Origin of the sequence: Gallibacterium melopsittaci (assembly GCF_042433085.1) — a bacterium.
GTDB classification, from domain to species: Bacteria; Pseudomonadota; Gammaproteobacteria; order Enterobacterales; family Pasteurellaceae; genus Gallibacterium; species Gallibacterium melopsittaci.
Genome location: NZ_JBHLWA010000014.1, coordinates 13292 through 28891 on the forward strand (window position 1 = coordinate 13292; position 15600 = coordinate 28891).

Here is a 15600-nt window from a genome sequence, read left to right on the forward strand (position 1 = left end):
ATATAATTTATGCAACAGTTAAAAAACTTTTTCTTGGTTGGTTTATTTGCTTTATTGCTCGCAGCTTGTGGAGATAAAGCGGCTAATTTAAAAGCAGATGTTGACTCTCTTCGTCATACATTAGATACCTCATTAAAGCAAGAGAATGGAACTAATTTGATCCAACAACTTGAATCAGCACAAACTAATGAAGATAAAGTTAAAGCATACAACACCATTATTGAAAACTACCAAGTCGTAATCAAAGCAATTAATGATTTAAAAATTAATACTGATGAGGCTAAAGCAGTACAGGCTAAATATAATGAAGGTCTAAAACTCTTCGTTGATTTAATGAAAAAATCTTCTGATTTAACTAGCCATCAACCATCACAAGATGAAATTAAAGCCTACTCAGATTTACAAGCTAAAACGACTCAAACTTTAGGTGATGCTGAAAAAGCTTTATCTGATTTACAAAAACAAGTTGATGAAGCTGCACAAAAGAAATAATACAATCCATCTTTACTAATAAAAAAGCGATCCCTTTTATGATCGCTTTTTTTCTATTTATTTTCTACTTCAGGCAATTTTTCAACTTCTATATCTACCGTTAACACATCTAATTGAGGTAAATCCTTACTTACCCTATTTGATAAAGTTTGAAAACGCTCAACTTTACCAAATAAACCTCGCTGTCCTGAGAATGATGTTACCGTATCATTATACTGTTTCATCACACTACCTAAACTATTTCCCAATTTTTGCAACCGTTCTGCGACAAGGCATACTTGGTTATAGAGATCACCTGCCTTATCGCTGATCTCTCGAGCTTCACGATTTCCTTTTTCAATTCGCCATAAATTCGCAACAGTACGTAAGATCGGCATTAATGTTGTATAAGAAACCAGAATAATATTTTTCTCATAAGCACTATTAAATAATGTTGGATCTTGTTTCAATGCCTCAATATACGCAGGCTCAATCGGGATAAACATTAACACAAAATCGGGACTTTCAATCTCAGGTAAATTGTTATATCCCTTTTCTGATAACGATTTGATATGTTGTTTAATTGCTTGAATATGTTCTTGTAAATAAGTCGAAACCGCTTGTTCATCAGTAGCAGAAACGGCTTTTTCATAAGCAACTAATGACACCTTACAATCAATCACTAAATGTTTATTGTCTGGTAATTTAATTAAAAAATCTGGATAACGATGATTTCCCTCTTTATCTTTAAAGTGAGCTTGAGCAAAATAATGTTCATTCGCCACCAATCCTGCAGATTGTAAAGCATTTTCAAGCTGCATTTCGCCCCAGTTTCCTAATACTTTTTTCTGTCCTTTTAACGCATTTGTCAGATTATTCGCCTCTTTCGACATATTTAAACCAACATCTAATACTTTCTTTAATTCCGCTTCCAATGACGCATTGCCACGTAATGTTTCAGAATGCACTTCATTTACTCGTTTCTGGAAACTTTCGATCTGTTCTTTGAAAGGCTTTAATAAGCTATCTAAAGCCGTTTGATTAGATTGGGAAAAAGTCCGACTTTTCTCTTCTAAGATCTGATTGGCTAACTGTTGAAATTCTAAGATAAGTTGTTTTTTGTTATTTTCTAATAACTGTTGTTGCTCAACAAAATGTTGTTCTTTTTCAGCTAAACTAGTGCGTAATGTTGCTAATTGTTGCGAAAGTTGTGTCACTTGCTGTTGATACTCTGTAATGACGATTTCTTTTTTATCGATCTGTTGCTGTGTATATTGCAAATCTTGAACTAATTTTTCTGCCTGAGCAGATACTTGACCAAAACTTTGTCGTAAATTCGCTATTTCACTAATAAGTTGCTGCTGTTTCTCTTGTAAAGAAAGCAGCTCACTATCAACCACTTGTTTTTGAATACTTTTATCTTGCAGTAAACTTTCTATACCTTGTTTTTCTGCTTGCAAACGTACTTTCTCTTGTACAGCCGTTTGATACTGCTCATTTAACAGCTCCGTTTTTTTCAACAAATTATTATATTCTTCCGCAGTCTGTGTATATTGTAATTGAAAGAATTCTGCTGTTTTCTTTCGTTGTACATTTATGATTAATAATCCAATACAAATTAACCCTAATACCGCTATTGCAAGATAAAATCCTGTTTCCATTGTTATTCTCTTATCTAATTCTTACTAGCATTTAAGTATAACAAAAGCTAGCGAAAAGTGACGTAACGATTACAATATCACTTTATTTCTCATTACTAATAGAGCTTGAAATGATGCAAAAGATTTACCTTGGTTCAAATAGTCCTCGCCGTTTACAGTTATTACAGCAACTTGGACTAACAGTTGAAGTCCTCAAAGCAGAAATTGATGAAACACCTTTAGTTCAAGAACAAGCTCAAGACTATGTTTGCCGTATGGCAATCAGTAAAAACCAACGTATCCGCCAGCTATTTCCCGATAAACAACAATACCCTTTACTCACAGCAGATACCTGTATTACTTTAAATGGTGAAATTCTTGGTAAGCCCTCTTCAACAGAACATGCCTTTTCAATATTGCAATCACTCTCAGGAAAAACGCATCAAGTACTCACAGCGATTGCCATTTCTGATCAACATCATTTACTTCATCGTCTGCAATGTAGTCAAGTCACCTTTAAAACACTCACCGATCTTGAAATCAAAAATTATATTGCTACTGGTGAACCATTGGATAAAGCTGGTGCTTATGCTATTCAAGGATTAGCGGCACTATTTATTGAAAATCTCAATGGAAGTTATAGTGGAGTAATGGGGTTACCATTATTTGAAACTGGAGAATTACTTAAAACGTTTAATATATCTATTTTAAGTTAAGTGTCGGACACAAGTGATCCGACACTCTAATTGACTATAAAATTAATAAAGCAGAACCCCATTTGATAATATCAAAGAAGAATTTATTTTCGTTAGTTGCAATACCATCAGGGTTTTTCTTACTATCTGTTGAGCTCGCCTTAGTTTCATCAATCGCCATACCACTTTGATACTGCCCTTTAACCACTTTAAGATCATCTCGTGCTTTCACTCTTAATGTAGCACAATCCGCTGCTGGCATTGGTTCAAATGCAGTTTGCTTATACTTTTTGAATTGGTATTGCGCAAAACCCATTGATTTTTCGTCTGCCTGAATCATCTTCACATATTCTGCACCAATCACACTTTCTAATGGATAGAAAAAGACATATTGTGAATAGATATAAGCATCTTCCTTAGAAAAATGTTCTTGTTGAATACGCGTTAAATTTGGATAGATACATTGTTCTGCTTGATGGCTTGCAATTACCCAACGTTGTGCATCTTCATTACTTAACTCATAATCTGCATTTGCATATTCTGCTGGATAAAGATCATCATTCTGTACAGAACAAGCCGCTAATAATAGAATTGATGTTGAAAGAAACAATTTTTTTAACATACACAAATCCACTTAAACTAATGATTGTTGTCTTACAATTTCAAACAAGCATACACCTGTTGCAACAGAAACATTCAATGATGATACTGAACCTTGCATTGGAATACTGACTAACTGATCGCAAGATTCTCTAGTTAAACGACGCATTCCATCACCCTCTGCCCCCATAACCAAAGCAATCGCTCCCGTTAAGGTTGTTTGATAGATAGAATGTTCAGCTTCACCTGCGGTACCCACCACCCAAATATTATATTCCTCTTGTAAGGTTTTTAATGTCCGCGCTAAATTGGTTACTCGCACTAATGGCATCACTTCCGCTGCACCACAGGCAACTTTGCGTGCTACTGCAGTTAATTGAGCCGATTTATCTTTTGGCACAATCACTGCATCGACGCCTGCTGCATCAGCAGTTCGTAAGCACGCCCCAAGATTATGCGGATCCGTAACCCCATCAAGAACAAGCAAGAAAGGCTTATCTTTCTTATTCAATAAGCTATAAAGATCATTTTCGTTATATTCTTTTGGTGCTTGTACTCGTGCAATAATGCCTTGATGTACTTCCCCATCAGCTTTCTTATCTAAGGCTTGACGAGTAAGATATTGTATTGAAATACCGAGTTGCGTTAACGCTTCCAATAAAGGAAGCAAACGTTTATCCTCACGTCCTTTCAATACCATTACTTCGATTAATCGCTCTGGCGCCGTTGCTAATACCGCCGACACCGCATGAATACCATAAATTTGTTCGCTCATCTTATTATCTCAAACTATTTCCGTTTTTTACTTTTAGTTGTTCTAGCTTTTCGCGTTGCTTTTTTCTTCTTCACTTTTCGCTTTGTTTCTTCTACATTAGCTTGCTTGCGTAATCTTTTTTGTAGGCTTTCCGCATAACGCATATTTTTTAGCACACGATCTTTTTCCGTTTTCCCTAAACGACGTGGTTGACGAGAAGTAGCTACTAAAGAGAAATCTACCGTTTTTTCCTCTAGACTTACTGCCTCCACACGAACAGTCACTTTATCGCCAATGCGATACAACATACCACTATTTTCACCGATTAATCGTTGTCCACTTGGATCAAAACGATAATAATCATTTTCTAACGTAGAGATATGGACTAAACCATCAATAAATAATGTATCTAAACGGACAAAGAAACCAAATCCTGTTACGCTGGAGATCGTCCCTTCAAACACCTCACCAACGTGATCTTGCATAAATTCACATTTTAGCCAATCAGCAACATCTCGTGTTGCTTCGTCTGCACGGCGTTCTGTCATTGAGCAGTGATCACCTAAGAGATCAATTTCATCTAACGTATAATGATAACCACCACCTTTAGTAGTACGTTTACTCGAACCTTGCGCTTTCGCCAATAAATACTTAATGCCACGATGTAAAGATAAATCAGGATAACGGCGAATCGGCGAGGTAAAATGGGCATATTCTGTCAAGGCTAAACCAAAGTGTCCAATATTATCTCCGTTATAAACCGCTTGGCTTAACGAACGCAGCAACATTGTTTGGATTAACTCTTTATCCGAGCGTTCTCTTACTTGTTCCATTAACTTAGCATAATCGGCTGGTGTTGGCTTTAACCCACCTTCTAATGTCAATCCACACTCACGCAAAAATGTTCTAAATGAGGTTAATTTTTCTTCACCTGGTACCGCATGAATACGATAAAGTGCTGGTTCTTGGTGTTGTTCCATAAAATGGGCAGCACAGATATTTGCCGCAATCATACACTCTTCAATTAATTTATGTGCATCATTTCGCTCAACAGGTTCAATACGTTCTATTTTTCCTAAATCATTGAAAATAAACTTTGTTTCGATCGTTTCAAAATCAATCGCCCCACGTTTATGACGTGCGGTCAATAAGACTTTAAACATCGCATAAAGTTCTTGTAAATGTGGTACCAGTGTCTGATAACGTTCACTAAGTTCTTCATCGCCCTGTAAGATCCGCCACACTTTACTATAGGTTAAACGTGCGTGCGAATTCATTACCGCTTCATAAAATTGATATTGTTGTACTTTCCCTCTTGTGGAAATCTGCATTTCGCAGACCATACATAAGCGATCAACTTGTGGATTTAAAGAACATAAGCCATTCGACAACACTTCTGGCAACATTGGTACCACACGACTTGGAAAATAAACCGAATTACCACGTTGGCGAGCTTCTTGGTCTAAGGCAGTATGTGGGCGAACATAATAACTCACATCTGCAATCGCTACCCATAACGTCCAACCGCCTTGCGGATTTTTCTGACAAAATACGGCATCATCAAAATCTCGTGCATCTTCACCATCAATCGTAACGAGAGGCAAATCACGTAAATCAACTCGCCCTTGTTTATCTTTTTCAGCAACAACCTCATTTAATTCTGCAATTTGTGCTTGTACCGCATCAGGCCAAGTATGCGGAATATCATAATTACGAATGGCAATTTCTACTTCCATACCTTTTGCCATATTCTCGCCTAATACTTCGGTGATACGACCTGTCAAACGAGAAAAACCACTCTCTTTGTTTTTCAGCTCAACAACAACGACTTGCCCCATTCTTGCCCCAGCACGATATTCATTCGGAATCACAATATCATGATTAATCCGACTATCATCTGGTACTACATAACCGATTCCATCTTCTAAGAAAAAACGCCCGACAATTTGTTTCTTACGTCGCTCTAAAATGCGTACAATCCGTACTTCTTTACGCCCACGACGATCAAAACCATTAGGTTGTGCCAATACATAATCATCATGCAATACCTTTTGCATCTGACTATTCGGAATAAACCAATCATCTTTTGAACCATCTACTTGTAAAAAACCATAGCCATCTTTATGCCCAATCACTGTCCCTTTTAATAAATCTAAGCGTTCTGGTAACGCATAACGCTTCCGTTTGGTAAAAACTAATTGTCCATCATTCTCCATCGCTCGCAAACGACGACGCATAGCTTCTTGCAACTCAGGATCCTCAATCTCTAATGTATGCAGAAGTTCTTCTTTGCTCATTGGAGCTTGATGGTCACGGATAACAGTGAGGATCAACTCACGACTTGGAATTGGATTTCCATATTTTTCTACTTCTTCTGCATAGTGAGGATCTTGATACTGCATAAATAACTCCTTGATTCTAAACAATTAGTTTAGTGAAATGCTTTTTACTGCTCACAAGTAAAATATTGATTCATTTCTAACGCTGGTTTAGCTTGTTTATCTTGACTAATTAATTTTGCTGGCACACCAGCCACTGTTGAATATTCAGGTACAGGATGCAACACAACTGAACACGCCCCAATTTTGGCATATGCTCCAACTTCAATATTGCCTAAAATTTTCGCTCCTGCCCCAATCATCACGCCTTTACGCACTTTCGGATGGCGATCGCCAACCTCTTTTCCTGTTCCACCTAATGTCACATCTTGTAAAATTGAGACATCATTTTCCACAACGGAGGTTTCGCCAATCACAATTCCTGTGGCGTGATCTAGCATAATGCCACGCCCAATTTGTGCTGCTGGGTGAATATCAACATCAAACGCAACTGAAATCTGATTTTGTAAATAGATCGCTAACGCTTTCCGTTGCTGTTGCCATAAACAGTGAGTAATACGATAACTTTGCAAAGCATGGAATCCTTTCAAATACAACAATGGTGTCGAATATAACTCAACCGCCGGATCTCGTACCCGAACTGCTTCAATATCGTAAGCTGCACTTTCAATAATCTTTGGATTATCATGATAGACTTCATCAATAATTTCACGCAACGAAATCGCTGGCATAGTAGTACTAGATAACTTATTTGCCAAAATATAACTTAATGCAGTACCTAAATGTTGATGGGCTAAAATCGTGGAATGGAAAAAACTGACTAAAGAAGGTTCTTGCTCGACTAATAATGCTGCCTCTTCACGAATACCCTGCCAAATTCGTTGTAATAATGTTGACATAATTCTCTCCTACTCACTTTTTTTCTCTCTGGCAAGTAAGTTTCTTGCCGCTTCCGTTGCGGTTAACCCACAAAATAGCATTTGATAAATCTGCTCTACAATTGGCATTTCAACTTGTTGTCGTTGTGCTAAACGGTATGCTTCTTGCGTATTATAATACCCTTCAACCACTTGCCCAATCTCTTGCATCGCTTGTTCAACGCTATAACCTTTACCAATCATCATCCCAAAACGGCGATTACGAGATTGATCATCGGTACAGGTCAACACTAAATCACCTAGTCCAGCCATTCCCATAAAAGTTTGTGGCTCTGCACCCAATGAGGCACCTAAGCGAGAGATTTCCGCCAAACCGCGTGTAATCAAAGCAGTTCTCGCATTAGCCCCATAACCAATACCGTCTGATACACCTGCACCTATCGCAATGACATTTTTAATTGCACCGCCTAACTGCACACCAATCATATCGCTATTCAAATAAACACGAAAATGCTTACTACAATGAATACGCTCTTGTAATTCTTGTGCAAATTCTTGATTTTTCGCAGAAAGTACTATCGCAGTTGGTAAACCTGCTGCTAACTCTTTCGCAAAAGTTGGGCCAGACAATACCGCTAATGGATAAGCTGTACCAATGATTTCTTCTGCCACTTGATGAAGTAAACGACCACTGTCATGCTCTAAACCTTTACTTGCCCAGATAATACGATGCGTTGGCAGCAAAAATGGTTTAATCTGCCATAATACCTCGGCAAAAACATGGCTCGGCACAACCAATAAAATATCACGAGCAGCTTGAATTGTACGGGCTAGATTACTCTCTAGCTGTAACGCCTCTGGGAATTTTACCCCAGGAAGAAATCGACTGTTTTCCCGATTCAATTCCATTGATTCAATTTCAGTTTGATTACGCCCCCATAAAATGGTTGGGAAACCATTTCTAGATAATGCAATTGCTAATGCTGTCCCATACGAACCTGCGCCAATAACCGTTATTGGTGGAAATTGTGTCATCATCATCACCTTAAAAATTTATCTTTTCTTAATCAAAGGAAAAAATAGACGAATGAAAGAGGATTGCAAGAGAATTTTGGGCAAATAGAGAAATAATAGTAATAAAAGCACTTTATCAATTATCTTTAATTAAGCATTTATAACATAAAACTGTAATTTCAATAAATCACAAAAAAATTATTGCAAAAAAGCACAAGTTACTTATAATAAAAAAAGTGTACTTTTAATAAGGAACAATATGAAATTAACTGATTGCATAAATATTCATAATGGCACTCCATTATTTCGTATTACGGAAGATAACAATGCCCCTTCATTTTATTTGTATAGTCAAAACGATTTGCAAGCAGATTTAGCAATGACCTCCACTTGTGAAACTGAAAACAAAATCATTAGAACCACTAACAAAGTTTCTTGCCTCAAACCTAATGACATCGTATTTAGTTTAATTTCTGGTACCGCAGCAAAAGTTCATCCTGCTCGTTCAGGTTATCTTTATTCTCACAATTATGTCGTGCTAGAACCAAATGAAATGATAGATGCAAACTTCTTAGTTTATTTTCTTAATTGTAGTCAAGAAATTAAAAAAAAATTTGCTTTGAGTATTCAAGGTTCTCAAGTTATGAAATATACCATTTCTCAACTACGGCAATTAGAAATTAACGCTCTCCCAGATTTACCTACTCAACGAGCAGTTGGCAAAATTTATATGGCACAAAATCGTTTGATAACATTAAAAAAACGATTAATAGAACAGGATAACCAACACTTACTTTATATTATTGATACCCTACTTAATGCAAAAGGACAATGTTAATGAATGAAATCCAATTTGAAACAGCATTAATTGAGTTTTTATCTACGGGAAAATATTCACCTAAAGGTAGTACGGTGAATGAGCCGATGGCTTCTTATGCGAGTAAGCGTTTGTGGAAGTATAAGTCTAAGATTAAGACGACTGAACAACTTTGGGAAAATTTTAAGCAGATTTTGGAGCAGTTAAATCAAGATGTGTTGAATGAGCCGTTAAAGCAGAGCGAGTTTGAGCAGGTGAAGCAACATATCAACGCCCTTTATACGCCTTATGATGCTGGGCAGTTTTTGTATGGCTTAAATGGCGTGTCGCAGGTGGAAGTGGATTTGGAAGATGGTCGTCATGTCTTTCTTACGGTGTTTGACCAGCGTCAGATTGGGGCAGGCAATACGGTGTATCAGGTGGTCAATCAAATTGAACGCCCAGCCAAGATGGCAGGCAAGCCAAATCGCCGTTTTGATACAACTTTGCTGATTAATGGTTTGCCGATTATTCACATTGAGGAAAAAACGGATATTCGTGATGTGAATGAAGCCTTAAATCAAATGCATCAATATATTAAAGAGGGGCAATTTGGCGATATTTTTTCTACCGTGCAGATTTTGGTGGGGATTACGCCCAATAATATCCGCTATATGGCAAACACCACGCCCGACCGTTTCAATAAGGATTTTGCCTTTAGCTGGCAACGCCCTGATGATAATTCCATTGTGCGGGACTGGAGAGAGTTTGCTGACCGAATGCTGTCCATTCCGATGGCACACCAAATGGCAACTAATTATATGATTTTGGACGGCACCCCCAATAAACAGATGCTTAAAGTGATGCGTCCTTATCAAGTGTATGCCACACAGGCAGTGATTGAGGGCATTAAAAAAGCAGATTTTGAAATGGGTGATGGCAAGATCGGCTATATTTGGCACACCACAGGTTCAGGCAAAACCATTACCAGCTTTAAAACAGCGTGGCTAGCAAGCCGTCTGCCAAAGGTGGATAAAGTTGTGTTTGTGGTAGACCGCATTGCCTTGACTAATCAAACCAATGAGCAATACCGTGCCTATGACCCCGATGGTGATAATGGTGGCAGTGTTAGTGATACCAAGCACACAGGCGATTTACGCCGTAAATTAGCCAGCAACAGCAATCAAATCATTATTACCAGCGTGCAGAAATTAGGGCGTTTGGTGAATGCCAGAGATTATCAAGTGCCTGATAAACAGATTGTGTTTATTGTGGACGAAGCACACCGCTCTACTGCTGGCGATGAGTTTAAAAAAATTCAAAAAGCCTTTAAAAAATCGTTGTGGGTCGGCTACACAGGCACGCCGATGTTTGATGCCACCACTCAGGGGCTAAGAACAGAGGATATTTTTGGCAAATTGCTCCACGCCTACACTATTCGCGAGGCAATTGCCGATCGCAATGTGCTTGGGTTTAAAGTGGATTTTAAAACTACAATTGAGATTCGCGATTTAATCAAAGCCGAACACCCTGATTGGACAGAAGTACAAGTTGAAGCCGAAATTGAGCAAGTTCGCCAAGAAGAATTTGATGAACATATTGTCAATAAAAGCAAGGGTGAGGCGATTGAACGCAGTTTGAGCAAAAATTTTTATGATAACAATGAAAAACACGTTGAGATGGTTGTTGCCGATATTTTCAAGCATTGGCGTAACCGCAGTAATGACGGCAAATACAATGCGCTTTTAACCACCAAAGTGGTCAGCGGTAGCAGTGCCCCGATGGCGATGATGTATTTTGACGAGTTTGAACGTGTCAATCAAGCACGCCGTGCCGAAGGTAAAAGCACGCTGAAAGTAGCAATTACCTTTAGCTACAGCACGGATAACAGCGATAGTATGGTGGAGAATAACGAGAGTTTGCACCGTGCCATTAACCATTACAACCAGCAATTTGGCACATCATTTGGCTTGGATACGGTGAAAGAATACACCCAAGACGTGATGGATAGAGTCAATAAAAGCGTGTACGACAAGCGCTATTTGGATTTAGTCATTGTAGTGGATCAGTTGTTGACAGGCTTTGACGCACCCGAGTTAAACACGCTTTATGTTGACCGTATTTTAAAAAATGCAGGGCTTATTCAAGCCTATTCACGTACCAACCGAGTACAAGATATGCAAGAAAAACCGTTTGGGCAGGTGGTCAATTACCGTTGGCCAAAACAAAATGAACGTTTAATGAATGAAGCCCTTGCCGTTTACGCCAACCGAGATTCTGCCAAGGTAAAAAATAAAAATACCGATACCAACGGCGAGGATGAGAATAAAAAGAACAATGAAGACAGTGGCATTATCGCCAAACCTTTTGCCGAAGTGTTGGATGAAGCAAAAGCCGTTGTGCAAGACTTAAGCAAATTGACCCAAAATACACAAGGTGAGCCTTTTAGCGAATTGCCCAAATCTGAAAAAGACCAAGAGCAAATGTGGGCATTATTACAGCAATATAACCGCTATATTGCCACTTTAAAACATTATCCAGCTGAAGAAACAGGCAAAGACGGAGTGAATTTAGATAATCCTGATGGTTTGATTGAAGCACTGGAGATGAATGCAGAGCAAGAAAAAATGCTCACTGTGGTATTAACCAATGAATTAAAAAGAATATTGGCTAAGAAAAACAATGTACCCATTAAAGAAATTGAACTCAAAATGGTGCATTTAAAAGAAATTAAAGTCAATTATGATTACTTAAGCGAACTCATTGCCACCCTGATTAACCAAGTGCATAACGGTGAAGATGAGCAAGCCAAACAAACCGAAGCCGAAATTTACAAATTTGCGAGTGGCTTGGACGACATGGCATACGCCGAGAAAATCCGCCAAGCCACTAAAGCCATTATGGCAGAGCAATATCCTGATGAGAGCTACTCCGAATGGCCTTATCAATTTAGCAGCGATGAGCTAGATAAAGTGATTCAGGCAGCCTCAGGCGTAACCCAAGAGCGACAATTTTTGAATTTCCGTAACCATTGGGGCATTACCGATGTTGTTTCCACCGCCCAAATGCAACAGTTGTTTGCCAGCCACCGCTACGGTCAGCAAGATTTAGACGATGATAAACAGCTCACCACCATCATCACCCAAGGTGCAGGAGCCTATAAAACACTGGCAACCAGTAGCGAAGTGCAAAATTTAAGCAAAATCAAATATCGCAACCAATTAAGAGAAGCATTTTATCAACTGGCGGATCGGTTGATGAGATTAGGAGGGTAGAATAATGAGAAATATTATGCACAGCACCAAACACCCCACCACCATTCAAATTTTCCTGCCTTCGGGAGACCCCTCAGGCATTCGAGTAGCTGAGCAAACCACCTCTATCATGCGCTTGATTGAAGTGCCTCGGGCGGTATTGTCTGACTTTTTGCACATGGACGAAGCAAGGCAAGTGGGCGTGTATTTTTTGATTGGCGGAGCGGACAATGACGAAGTCTATATCGGGCAATCTGGCGAAGTGGGCAAACGGATTGACCAGCACCACAGAGAAGACAAAAAAGACTGGTCTCGAGCCTTAGTGCTGATTTCACTCACGAAGAATCTAACCCAAACTCACGCCCTTTATCTTGAAAATTTGGCGATTGACACCGCAACAAAATGCACCAGATTTAACCTTGTTAATAACAACAAAGGTCAAAAACCGCACACCCCAGCACCGCTTAAAGCAGATTGTCATGCCATGTTTGATATTGCCAGCCTGCTTTTAACCACTTTGGGCTACCCCATTTTTGAAAGCCTAGTGAAATCTGAAAATACCCATCAACAAGCCATTATTTTTCACTGTCCGCGTGGAAATGTAGATGCACAAGCCATCTACACCCAAGAGGGTATGATCGTGCTAAAAGGCTCAAATTTTCCTTACATCAACAAAGATGAGGCAAAAGATTATCGCCATAAAATGATTGATTTTTGCCATGAATTAATCAACAAAGGTGTACTGGAATATGATGAAAAAACAGGGCGTTGCACTTTTGCCAAAGATTACCGCTTTAATAGCCCAAGTGCAGCTACTGGTTTGCTTCTCTTAACCAGCACTAATGGCTGGACAGAATTTAAAACCCGAGAGGGTAAAACTTTAAAAGAAGTTTATGTCAATAGCAGTGGGGCAAACGATGAATAACCCAAACCAAATCATTATCTACAACACCGACGATGGCAAAGCCAAGGTTTCTCTGTATGCCCAAGATGGCACGGTATGGCTTAACCAAAATCAGTTGGCTGAACTTTTTGACACCTCTGTATCAAATATAAACAAGCATATAGCTAACATATTGGATGAAAAGGAATTAAATAAAAATTCAGTTATTGAGTATTTCTCAATAACTGCCACAGATGGCAAAAATTACCAAGTGGCTTTTTACAGTTTGCCGATGATATTGGCGATTGGTTTTCGGGTGCGTTCACGGCGTGGGGTACAATTTCGTCAATGGGCAAATGGTCAGCTTACCGAGCTGATGCAAAAAGGTTTTGTGATGGACGATGAACGGTTGAAAAATCCCGATGGTCGCCCCGATTATTTTGATGAACTGCTTGCCCGCATTCGCGATATTCGTGCCAGTGAAAAGCGTTTTTACCAAAAAGTGCGTGATCTTTTGGCATTAAGTAGCGACTACGACCCAAGCGATAAAGCCACACAAATGTTTTTTGCCGAAACGCAAAATAAGCTGATTTATGCCATCACCCATCAGACTGCCGCAGAATTGGTAGTGAGCCGTGCCAATCATCAAGCCAGTAATATGGGATTGACACATTGGCAGGGGAATATTGTTCGCAAACAAGATATTTTTACCGCCAAAAACTATTTAACTGCAGATGAAATTGATCAGCTCAATCGCTTAACTGTGATTTTTTTGGAAAGTGCTGAATTGCGTGTGAAAACGCGTCAAGACTTAACACTAGCGTATTGGCGAAGCAACGTAGATGCCTTGCTCGCCTTTAATGATCAACCTATCTTAGCCAACAAAGGTAAGATTAATCATCAACAAATGGAGCAAAAAGTACGCTTGGAATACGAGCAATTTGACCAGTGGCGTAAGCAAATGGAAGCAAAACAGGCAGATAATCAGGAATTAGAAATGCTGACTCAGTTAGCTAAAGTAGTTAAAAATAGAGAAAAAGAGGAATGATTTTACCGTATTGAAAAAGTGCGGTAGTTTTTGGATAAGTTTTAAGATTAAGCAGTCTGAACTTATTTATGATTTTAAGACTATAGGACAAAAATGATGAAAAACAACAAGATACCAAAACTACGGTTTCCCGAATTTACCGATGCTTGGGAACAGTGCAAGCTGGGGGAGGTTAACGATGTTAGAGATGGAACGCACTCATCACCTAAATATTTAAATGAAGGATATCCTCTTGTCACATCAAAAAATCTTACTGAACATGGGTTAAATTTGGATGATATTTCTTTTATATCCGCAGAAGATTTTGAAGAAATTAATAAAAGATCAAAAGTGGAAATAGGGGATATTGTTTTTGGAATGATTGGCACTATTGGTAATCCAATTCTTCTAGAACGTGATGGCTTCGCCATAAAAAATGTTGCCTTATTGAAAAGAGATGGAAAAGTTGAAAATATATTTCTAGTCCAATTGTTAAAATCTCCCATCTTTGAAAAATACATTTGTAAAGAAAATGCAGGTGGAACGCAAAAATTTCTAGGGTTGAGCCAAATTAGGGATTTTACTTTTTTGGCTCCACCACTCCCCGAACAACAAAAAATCGGCACATTTTTCAGGCAGCTTGACGCCCTCATTACTCTTCATAAGCGTAAGGTAGAGCACAGTGTAAGGCTTAAAAAAGCGCTTTTGCAGAAAATGTTCCCTAAAGAGGGGGAGGATTTTCCCGAGCTTCGTTTCCCTGAATTTACTGACGCTTGGGAACAGTGCAAGCTGGGGGAGGTAGGAGATACTTACACAGGACTATCGGGAAAAAAGAAAGAAGATTTTGGACACGGGGATGCTCGATTCATAACTTATATGAATGTTTTCAGTAATGCAATTGCTGATGCTAGCGGTGTAGATTGTGTTGAAATTGATAATAAGCAAAATCAAGTTAAATACGGTGATGTGCTATTTACTACTTCTTCAGAAACTCCTGACGAAGTTGGAATGTCATCAATTTGGCTTGAAACTAAAGAGAACATTTATCTAAATAGCTTTTGTTTTGGATACCGTCCGAGTAAGGAGTTTGACCCACATTATTTAGCTTTTCTTTTACGTTCTCCGAGTGTTCGAGCAAATATTAAATTATTAGCTCAAGGGATTTCTCGATACAACATTTCTAAAACAAAGTTGATGGAACAAGAAATCTCAGTTCCCACCCTCCCCGAACAACAAAAAATCGGCGAAT

At 38.7% G+C, this 15600-nt stretch carries 13 protein-coding genes; 7 read left to right on the forward strand and 6 right to left on the reverse strand.

Translation table 11 applies throughout. The features are described from left to right. The first annotated feature begins 9 nt into the window (after positions 1-9). The gene (locus ACFFHT_RS03505) at positions 10-492 is read left to right on the forward strand and encodes a PM1805 family lipoprotein (protein WP_382373514.1); all 483 of its coding nucleotides are present in this window, start codon (positions 10-12) and stop codon (positions 490-492) included. A 53-nt stretch (positions 493-545) separates the two neighbouring features. On the opposite strand, the gene ACFFHT_RS03510 is transcribed toward ACFFHT_RS03505, so the two are convergent. Further along, positions 546-2132: a DNA recombination protein RmuC gene (locus ACFFHT_RS03510; RefSeq protein ID WP_382373516.1), complete on the reverse strand. Its 1587-nt coding sequence runs from the start codon at positions 2130-2132 to the stop codon at positions 546-548. A gap of 113 nt (positions 2133-2245) precedes the next feature. On the opposite strand from ACFFHT_RS03510, the gene ACFFHT_RS03515 reads away from it, so the two are divergent. Beyond that, complete coding sequence (locus tag ACFFHT_RS03515) at positions 2246-2827, forward strand: Maf family protein (protein ID WP_382373653.1); 582 nt, start codon at positions 2246-2248, stop codon at positions 2825-2827. 34 nt (positions 2828-2861) lie between these two features. Here the strand turns inward: ACFFHT_RS03515 and ACFFHT_RS03520 are convergent, their stop codons facing one another. The 5 genes from ACFFHT_RS03520 to gpsA are packed head-to-tail and all read right to left on the reverse strand — an operon-like array spanning position 2862 to position 8412. Further along, complete coding sequence (locus ACFFHT_RS03520; protein WP_382373518.1) at positions 2862-3428, reverse strand: DUF5358 domain-containing protein; 567 nt, start codon at positions 3426-3428, stop codon at positions 2862-2864. 12 nt (positions 3429-3440) lie between these two features. Further along, positions 3441-4181, reverse strand: a complete 741-nt coding sequence (gene rlmB, locus ACFFHT_RS03525; RefSeq protein WP_382373520.1) for a 23S rRNA (guanosine(2251)-2'-O)-methyltransferase RlmB — start codon at positions 4179-4181, stop codon at positions 3441-3443. A gap of 14 nt (positions 4182-4195) precedes the next feature. Continuing rightward, the gene (rnr, locus tag ACFFHT_RS03530) at positions 4196-6562 is read right to left on the reverse strand and encodes a ribonuclease R (RefSeq protein ID WP_382373522.1); all 2367 of its coding nucleotides are present in this window, start codon (positions 6560-6562) and stop codon (positions 4196-4198) included. Positions 6563-6606: 44 nt separating this feature from the next. Then, positions 6607-7398 (reverse strand): serine O-acetyltransferase, encoded by a 792-nt coding sequence (gene cysE / locus ACFFHT_RS03535; protein WP_382373524.1) that lies wholly within the window; start codon positions 7396-7398, stop codon positions 6607-6609. A gap of 9 nt (positions 7399-7407) precedes the next feature. Next, positions 7408-8412, reverse strand: a complete 1005-nt coding sequence (gene gpsA, locus ACFFHT_RS03540; RefSeq protein ID WP_382373526.1) for an NAD(P)H-dependent glycerol-3-phosphate dehydrogenase — start codon at positions 8410-8412, stop codon at positions 7408-7410. Positions 8413-8650: 238 nt separating this feature from the next. Here gpsA and ACFFHT_RS03545 point away from each other — a divergent pair, with 238 nt between their 5' ends. The 5 genes from ACFFHT_RS03545 to ACFFHT_RS03565 form a co-directional block, all read left to right on the forward strand. Next, positions 8651-9229, forward strand: a complete 579-nt coding sequence (locus ACFFHT_RS03545; protein WP_382373528.1) for a restriction endonuclease subunit S — start codon at positions 8651-8653, stop codon at positions 9227-9229. Then, the gene (locus ACFFHT_RS03550) at positions 9229-12462 is read left to right on the forward strand and encodes a type I restriction endonuclease subunit R (protein WP_382373530.1); all 3234 of its coding nucleotides are present in this window, start codon (positions 9229-9231) and stop codon (positions 12460-12462) included. The genes ACFFHT_RS03545 and ACFFHT_RS03550 overlap by 1 nt, the downstream gene beginning before the upstream one ends. Before the next feature lie 4 nt (positions 12463-12466). Then, entirely contained in the window at positions 12467-13366 is a 900-nt protein-coding gene (locus tag ACFFHT_RS03555) for a GIY-YIG nuclease family protein (protein WP_382373532.1), read from the forward strand. Beyond that, the gene (locus tag ACFFHT_RS03560) at positions 13359-14372 is read left to right on the forward strand and encodes a virulence RhuM family protein (protein ID WP_382373534.1); all 1014 of its coding nucleotides are present in this window, start codon (positions 13359-13361) and stop codon (positions 14370-14372) included. Before ACFFHT_RS03555 ends, ACFFHT_RS03560 begins: the two co-directional genes overlap by 8 nt. A gap of 93 nt (positions 14373-14465) precedes the next feature. After that, the coding region (locus ACFFHT_RS03565; RefSeq protein WP_382373536.1) for a restriction endonuclease subunit S at positions 14466-15600 on the forward strand (1135 nt) is incomplete at its 3' end.

Bases quoted from the DNA above. Each gene is read 5' to 3' on its own strand.
- ACFFHT_RS03505 (WP_382373514.1), top strand. From the start codon at position 10: ATGCAACAGTTAAAAAACTTTTTCTTGGTTGGTTTATTTGCTTTATTG.
- ACFFHT_RS03510 (WP_382373516.1), bottom strand. From the start codon at position 2,132: ATGGAAACAGGATTTTATCTTGCAATAGCGGTATTAGGGTTAATTTGT.
- ACFFHT_RS03515 (WP_382373653.1), top strand. From the start codon at position 2,246: ATGCAAAAGATTTACCTTGGTTCAAATAGTCCTCGCCGTTTACAGTTA.
- ACFFHT_RS03520 (WP_382373518.1), bottom strand. From the start codon at position 3,428: ATGTTAAAAAAATTGTTTCTTTCAACATCAATTCTATTATTAGCGGCT.
- rlmB (WP_382373520.1), bottom strand. From the start codon at position 4,181: ATGAGCGAACAAATTTATGGTATTCATGCGGTGTCGGCGGTATTAGCA.
- rnr (WP_382373522.1), bottom strand. From the start codon at position 6,562: ATGCAGTATCAAGATCCTCACTATGCAGAAGAAGTAGAAAAATATGGA.
- cysE (WP_382373524.1), bottom strand. From the start codon at position 7,398: ATGTCAACATTATTACAACGAATTTGGCAGGGTATTCGTGAAGAGGCA.
- gpsA (WP_382373526.1), bottom strand. From the start codon at position 8,412: ATGACACAATTTCCACCAATAACGGTTATTGGCGCAGGTTCGTATGGG.
- ACFFHT_RS03545 (WP_382373528.1), top strand. From the start codon at position 8,651: ATGAAATTAACTGATTGCATAAATATTCATAATGGCACTCCATTATTT.
- ACFFHT_RS03550 (WP_382373530.1), top strand. From the start codon at position 9,229: ATGAATGAAATCCAATTTGAAACAGCATTAATTGAGTTTTTATCTACG.
- ACFFHT_RS03555 (WP_382373532.1), top strand. From the start codon at position 12,467: ATGAGAAATATTATGCACAGCACCAAACACCCCACCACCATTCAAATT.
- ACFFHT_RS03560 (WP_382373534.1), top strand. From the start codon at position 13,359: ATGAATAACCCAAACCAAATCATTATCTACAACACCGACGATGGCAAA.